Genomic DNA, 7,047 nt, shown 5'->3' on the forward strand with positions numbered 1-7,047 from the left:
CCTGGACGGCGCGGCCGCTGAGCCTGCGTACGGTGTTCTGCCAGGCATGGCCGCGCGCGCCGCCGCCGATGAGCAGCAGCGGCTCGTCGGTGGGCTCGGCGTCCACGGCAAGGACCAGTTCGAGGGCCTGGAGCAGCGCGAACACCGCACCGTCGTAGGCGGCTTGGAGCAGCTGTCCGGGGGTGGTGTCGTGCCGCAGCCCGTGCAGCAGGCCCGAGGCCCCCGGCAGATTGGGGGTGCGTTCGCCGTCTAGGAACGGCAGCAGGGTCGCCGAGCCGCCCGCCTCCACCGCCTCCCGGCCGAGACCGAGCAGCGCGGCGATACGGTCCACGGCGAGCGTGCAGTTGAGGGTGCAGGCCAGCGGCAGCCAGTCGCCGCGTGCGTCCGCGAACCCCGCGACCGTGCCGCTCGGATCCGCAGGACGCTGCCGCGCGACCGTGTACACCGTGCCGGAGGTGCCGAGGCTGAGGACGGGTACGCCGGGGCGCAGGCCGAGGCCGAGCGCCGCGGCCGCGTTGTCACCGGTGCCCGGGGCCACCAGGACGCCCTGTGCGAAGGGGAGTTCCGGCAGCGCGCGCACCGTCCCGGCCACCTCACCGGGCCCCACGAGGCGGGGGAGGAGCGCGGGGTCGAGGCCGACAAGGTCAAGGACCTCTTCGTCGTACGAGCCGGTCGGCGCCGCCCACCACCCGGTACCCGAGGCGTCACCCCGGTCGGTGGTGCCCTCGCCGGTGAGCCGGCCCGTGAGGTAGTCGTGCGGCAGGCGCACCGCGGCCGTCGCCGCGACGGCATCCGGTTCGTGCTCGGCGAGCCAGGCCCACTTGGTCACGGTGAACGCGGCCGCGGGCACCACGCCGATCCGCTCGGCCCAGACCTTCGGACCGCCGAACGCCTCGACCAGACGCTGCGCCTGGGGCGCGGAGCGTACGTCGTTCCACAGCAACGCCGGGCGCACCGGGCGGCCTTGGGCGTCCAGGGTGACCAGGCCGTGCTGCTGGCCGCCGATCGAAACCGCGGCCGCTTCGCGTGCCGCGGGACCGCAGGCGCCGACGGCGGCGCACAGCGCCTGCCACCACTGCTCGGGATCGCTCTCGCGTCCCGCCCCGGTGGTCACGGCGTGCGGCGCCTGGCCGCTCGCCACCACACGGCCGGTCGACGCGTCCACGACGACGGCCTTGGTGGACTGCGTGGAGCTGTCCACACCGACGACCAGCGGTCCTTCGGCTGCTGTCATGACGCTCTCCGTTCGGCTCCGTGCGGGCAGCGGGATGGCGGTCCATAGTCCGCCCAACGCCCGGGGGGTTTCCAGGCGCGTCCCCGGATACTAATTTGTCAATCGGCATGACGAAATAGTCAGGACAGCGCAAGACTCAGGCGTGACGCACCCGAGACCTTGGTGGCGTCACCGCGCGACGAAGGAGCAGGGGCGATGACGTTTCAGCCGGTACCCGAGGACAAGTTCAGCTTCGGCCTGTGGACCGTGGGCTGGCAGGGCAAGGACCCGTTCGGCGACCCGACCCGGGCCGCACTCGACCCGGTGGAGGCGGTGCAGCGCCTTGCCGAACTGGGCGCGTACGGCATCACCTTCCACGACGACGACCTGATCCCGTTCGGCTCCTCGGACAGTGAGCGCGAATCGCACGTCAAGCGCTTCCGGCAGGCGCTCGACGCCACCGGCATGAAGGTGCCGGCGGCCACCACGAACCTGTTCACGCACCCGGTCTTCAAGGACGGCGCGTTCACCGCCAACGACCGTGACGTACGGCGTTATGCGATCCGCAAGGTCATCCGCAATGTCGACCTCGCCGTCGAACTCGGTGCGCAGACCTACGTCGCGTGGGGCGGCCGCGAGGGCGCCGAGTCGGGGGCCGCGAAGGATGTGCGCAATGCCCTCGACCGGATGAAGGAGGCCTTCGACCTGCTCGGCGAGTACATCACCGAGCAGGGCTACGACCTGCGCTTCGCCATCGAGCCCAAGCCCAACGAGCCGCGCGGCGACATCATCCTGCCCACCGTCGGCCACGTCCTGGCGTTCATCGAGCGCCTGGAGCGCCCCGAACTCTTCGGCGTCAACCCCGAGGTGGGCCACGAGCAGATGGCGGGCCTGAACTTCCCGCACGGCATCGCCCAGGCACTGTGGGCCGACAAGCTCTACCACATCGACCTCAACGGCCAGAACGGCATCAAGTACGACCAGGACCTGCGCTTCGGAGTCGGTGACGTGCGGGCCGCGTTCTGGCTCGTGGACCTGCTCGAGTCGGCCGGGTACAGCGGGCCGAAGGTCTTCGACTTCAAGCCGCCGCGCACCGAGGACTTCGACGGGGTCTGGGAATCCGCCGCGGGTTGTATGCGCAACTACCTGATCCTGCGCGACCGCGCGGCCGCCTTCCGCGCCGACCCGGATGTGCAGCAGGCGCTGCTCGACGCCCGGCTCGACGAACTCGCCCGGCCCACCGCCGAGGACGGCCTCGCCGGCCTGCTCGCGGACAAGGGCGCGTACGAGGAGTTCGACGTGGACGGTGCCGCCGCGCGCGGGATGGCCTTCGAGCGGCTCGACCAGCTGGCCATGGACCATTTGCTCGGGGTGCGTGGCTGATCCCGTGGGTGGGTGAGGCCGCGCGTGGCCGCCCCGCGCGCGGCTGATCCCGCTCACGAGGCGGGCCAAGCGGACGGAGGGTGCCAACTTTCGTACAGGGGTCGCTTCTTGAGCAATTCGGGGTAACTCTTGACGGTATGGCCATGCCTCCGGTGCCGCCACAGCCGCCGACCCAGCCGCCGTCGGGCGGGGGCTTCGGGCCTCCGTCGGGCGGCGGTTACGGATCTCCGGCCGGTGGCGGCGGGTACGGGCCTCCGTCAGGAGGCGGCGGATACGGACCTCCCGGCGGCTCCGGACAACCGCCAGGCGGCGGAGGATACGGTCCCCCGCCCGACGGCGGCGGCTACGGTCCGCCCGACGGCGGCGGCTACGGTCCGCCCGGCGGTGGCTACGGTCCGCCCGGCGAGCCCCCGGACGGCGGCGGTCCAGGGCGGCGGACCGGTCTGCTCGTGCTGCTCGCCGTCATCGTCGCCGTGGGCGTCATCGCCGCCGTGGTCCTGGTGGCCACCGGTGGCGGAAACGGCGGCGGCGACGGCGAGAACCCCGACCCGAGCGCCACGAAGAAGCCGACCCCGTCCCTGAGCATCCCGTCCGAACTGCCCACCGGCATCCCCACGGAGCTGCCGACGGGTCTGCCCACGGACCTGCCGACCGGACTGCCGACGGACTTCCCGACCGCCCTGCCCACGGACTTCGCCTCACCGGCCGGCGACGAGACCCCGTACTTCCTGATGAAGGCGGGGGACTGCTTCGACGTCGGCACCAGCGCTCAGGGGTACGCGATACGCAAGTCGTGCACCTCGGCCCATGACGCGGAAGTGGTGAAGATCGCGGAGCTGGAAGGGAGTTACAGCACCGAGCAGGCCATCCGCTCGGCCGCGTCCAAGCTCTGCCAAGGCCCCCTCGACACGAAGGCCGCCAAGCAGCCCGCGGGCACCGTGCGCGGCACGCTGGTGCAGTACCCGGACACCACCGGATTCCAGACCGGCATCGACAGCGTGGCGTGCAGCCTCTCCGGCGATACGAAGGCGGGCGGCCGCAAGCTCACGAAGCCGCTGAAGTAGGGCGGCGGGCAAGGAAGTAGGGCGGTGGGCAAGGAAGTAGGGCGGCGGGCAAGGAAGACGGGCGGCGGACAGGGAAGACGGGCGGCGGGCGCAAGGACGACGTGCGCCGGACAAGGAAGACGGGCGGCGGACAGGGAACACGCCCTCCCGCCCACCGCCCGCCACTGCGACTGCACGCCCCTAGGCGATCTGCTCGCCACCCACCAGCGAGGCCAACGCCGCCGCCGGATCCTGCGCCGCCGGACCGGCCGGGGCCCAGCGGCCGCGCTCCTTGCGGTACGGCCACCAGCGGCCGTCGCGTCCGTAGCGCAGTTGCGCCGGAGCGTCGGCGAGGGTCCAGCGGTTGCCGGAGGTCTTGAGCCGAGGACGTTCGTCCTCCTCCCAGGCCGCGTCCAGCGCGGCCCGGGCGCGCACCGCCTCGTCCGCGTCCGGCGCCCACTCGTTCTCCAGGACGTCGAGCCCCGCTTCGCCGCCGAACTCCCAGGCCTGTACGGCCAGTTCCAGGGCGTCCCTGCTCCGCCCCGTGCCCTCGGCGAGGCGTGCGCGGACCTGGGCGGGGGCGCCGATGGCCAGACGTACCGCGTCCTGGCTCTCCTCCAGCGGCGCGGGGAAGGGCCGGCCGGACAGGGCCGCGGTGAGCACCTGATGGGCCCGCGCCGTGGCGCTGTGCGCCAGGAACTCCACGGCCAGGACGTCGAGTCCGGGCGCGGGCGCCGTCTCGGTGTCGAGCGCGGGCGGCTGCCCCGGCGCCTCGGGAAGGGCCGGGAGCGCGGGCAGCGGCGGCAGGATCGCCCCCATCGCGTACGCCTCGTCGGCCCGTACGCCCTGCGCGGGCGCCGGCGCCTCGCTCTCCTGTGGCGCCGCCGTGGCCTGCGCGACGCTGCGGACCTGCAGCTCGTCGAGGAGCGCGCGCTCGCCGCGCCCGCGCATCAGGAGCAGGACGAACGGGTCCTGGTCCAGCAGCCGCGCCATCTGATAGCTGAGCGCGGCCGTGTGACCGCAGTGGTCCCAGGCCTCACAGCTGCACTCGGGCTCCAAGTCGCCGATACCGGGGAGGAGTTCGATCCCGACGGCGGCCGCGTCCTCGACCAGATGCGGCGGCATCTCGCGGTCGAGCAGCGCCGCGATATGCCCGGAGCTCTCGACCGCCATGTCGAGGAAACGGTCCCACGCCTCATCGGACAGCTGCTGCAGCAGGACGTCGGACCGGAAGGCTGCCCGGCCCTTGTCCTGCACCACCGCGGTGATGCGGCCCGGTCGCACGGACACCGCACCGACCGCGCCGGCCCGGGCGAGCCTGCGGCCCGCCTTGGTCTGCTGATTGTCCAGGGCGGTGTCCTCAAGGGCCTTGAGCCAGGCCTGCCCCCACCAGGTCACGGCGAAGCCGCGTCCGTGGGCCGGCGGCAGGGGCTCGAAGGTGCGCTCGTCACCGGTGCTCATCGGGCATCTCCTCGCAGCTGGACCAGCTCGGCCAGTTCGGCATCGGTGAGTTCGGTCAGGGCTGCCTCGCCGGAGCCGAGCACGGAGTCGGCGAGATCCTGCTTGCGTTCCAGAAGCGCGGCGATCCGGTCCTCGATGGTGCCTTCGGCGATCAGCCGGTGCACCTGCACGGGGCGGGTCTGGCCGATCCGGTACGCACGGTCGGTGGCCTGGGCCTCGACCGCCGGGTTCCACCAGCGGTCGTAGTGCACGACATGCTCGGCGCGGGTCAGGTTCAGACCGGTGCCCGCCGCCTTCAACGACAGCAGGAACACCGGGACTTCACCCTCCTGGAAGCGGCCCACCATGGCCTCGCGCTCGGCCACCGGCGTACCGCCGTGCAGGAACTGCGTGCGCACGCCCCGGGTCGCCAGATGCTGCTCGATCAGCCGGGCCATCTGCACGTACTGCGTGAAGACCAGGACGCTCGCGTCCTCGGCGAGGATCGTGTCGAGCAGCTCGTCGAGGAGTTCGAGCTTCCCGGAGCGGCCGGTGATCGCCGGCCGTTCCTCCTTGAGGTACTGCGCCGGGTGGTTGCAGATCTGCTTGAGCCCGGTGAGCAGCTTGACGATCATGCCGCGGCGCTCCATCCCGTCCGCCTCCGAGATGGCGGCGAGGGTCTCGCGCACCACGGCCTCGTAGAGACCGGTCTGCTCGGCGGTGAGGGAGACGGCGCGGTCCGTCTCGGTCTTGGGCGGCAGTTCGGGCGCGATGCCCGGGTCCGACTTGCGGCGGCGCAGCAGGAAGGGGCGGACCAGCTTGGCGAGCCGCTCGGCCGCGGCCGGGTCCTGGCCGCTCTCCACGGCCTGCGCGTAGCGGCTGCGGAAGGTGCCGAGCCGGCCGAGCAGGCCGGGGGTCGTCCAGTCGAGGATGGCCCAGAGCTCGGAGAGGTTGTTCTCCACGGGCGTGCCGGTGAGCGCCACCCGCGCCTGCGCGGGCAGCATGCGCAACTGCTTGGCGGTGGCGGAGTACGGGTTCTTCACGTGCTGGGCCTCGTCCGCCACGACCATGCCCCAGGTGCGGGCGGCGAGCGTCCCGGCGTCCAGGCGCATCGTCCCGTACGTGGTGAGCACGAACTCGCCGTCGGCCAGATCGTCCAGCGTGCGGGCCTGGCCGTGGAAGCGCCGTACGGGCGTACCGGGCGCGAACTTCTCGATCTCGCGCTGCCAGTTGCCCATCAGGGAGGTGGGGCAGACGACCAGCGTCGGGCCGCGCGCCCCTTCCGTCTGCTGCCGGTGCAGATGCAGCGAGATGAGGGTGATGGTCTTGCCGAGACCCATGTCGTCGGCGAGACAGCCGCCGAGACCGAGCTCGGTCATCGTCGCGAGCCAGCCGAGTCCGCGCAGCTGGTAGTCGCGCAACGTCGCGGTGAGCGCGGCCGGTTGCGCCACGTCGGTGGCGGCATCGGGATCGGCCAGGCGGTCGCGCAGGGCGGCGAGCCAGCCGCTCGCGGTCACCTCGACACGGCGGCCGTCGACCTCGGTGGACCCGGTGAGCACCGCGCCGAGGGCGTCGACCGGGGTGACCTTGCGGTCCTCGTGGGCGCGGGCGCGGCGGGCTTCCTCGGGGTCGATCAGGACCCACTGGTCGCGCAGCCGGATCAGCGGCCGGTGTGCTTCGGCCAGTGCGTCGAGTTCGGCGCGGGTCAGCTCCTGGTCGCCCAACGCGAAGCGCCAGTTGAAGGCGAGCAGCGCGTCGGGCGAGAGCATGGACGGGGCGCCGTCGCCGGACTGCCCCTCGTCCGGCGGCCCGACCACCGCACGCGCGGTCAGCTTGCGGGCCAGCTCGCGCGGCCAGTGCACCTCGACACCGGCGCCGGCGAGGGTGCGCGAGGCCTCACCGAGCAGCTCGGCGATCTCCTCGTCGGCGAGCTCGACGGCATCGGGCACGGCGGCCGTCAGAAGCGGG

Annotated in this window: 5 protein-coding genes; 2 read left to right on the plus strand and 3 right to left on the minus strand. The window is 72.7% G+C overall.

Annotated elements, in window-relative coordinates; all coding sequences use genetic code 11:
* Positions 1-1,234 (minus strand): xylulokinase (xylB, locus tag ABT367_RS39975; RefSeq protein ID WP_352258708.1); only part of this gene is annotated, 1,234 nt, incomplete at its 3' end.
* A gap of 195 nt (positions 1,235-1,429) precedes the next feature.
* Between xylB and xylA the strand changes: the two genes are divergently transcribed.
* Together xylA and ABT367_RS39985 are read left to right on the plus strand one after the other, a co-directional pair.
* Positions 1,430-2,596 carry a xylose isomerase gene (xylA, locus tag ABT367_RS39980; RefSeq protein ID WP_352258710.1) on the plus strand — a complete coding sequence of 389 codons (1,167 nt, stop codon included), beginning with the start codon at positions 1,430-1,432 and terminating at the stop codon, positions 2,594-2,596.
* Between the two features lie 137 nt (positions 2,597-2,733).
* A complete protein-coding gene (locus ABT367_RS39985; protein ID WP_352258712.1) occupies positions 2,734-3,660 on the plus strand; it encodes a PT domain-containing protein in 927 nt (308 codons plus the stop codon).
* A gap of 180 nt (positions 3,661-3,840) precedes the next feature.
* Here the strand turns inward: ABT367_RS39985 and ABT367_RS39990 are convergent, their stop codons facing one another.
* On the minus strand, positions 3,841-5,100 hold the full coding sequence (locus ABT367_RS39990) for an SWF or SNF family helicase (protein WP_352258714.1): 1,260 nt from the start codon (positions 5,098-5,100) through the stop codon (positions 3,841-3,843).
* The coding region (locus tag ABT367_RS39995; RefSeq protein WP_352258716.1) for a DEAD/DEAH box helicase at positions 5,097-7,047 on the minus strand (1,951 nt) is incomplete at its 5' end. The genes ABT367_RS39995 and ABT367_RS39990, both read right to left, overlap by 4 nt.

It is taken from the genome of Streptomyces mesophilus (assembly GCF_040300965.1).
Classification (GTDB): domain Bacteria; phylum Actinomycetota; class Actinomycetes; order Streptomycetales; family Streptomycetaceae; genus Streptomyces; species Streptomyces mesophilus_A.

What these genes read in the sequence shown, in the direction of transcription:
- xylA (WP_352258710.1), top strand. Translation starts at nt 1,430, where the DNA reads ATGACGTTTCAGCCGGTACCCGAGGACAAGTTCAGCTTCGGCCTGTGG.
- ABT367_RS39985 (WP_352258712.1), top strand. Translation starts at nt 2,734, where the DNA reads ATGGCCATGCCTCCGGTGCCGCCACAGCCGCCGACCCAGCCGCCGTCG.
- ABT367_RS39990 (WP_352258714.1), bottom strand. Translation starts at nt 5,100, where the DNA reads ATGAGCACCGGTGACGAGCGCACCTTCGAGCCCCTGCCGCCGGCCCAC.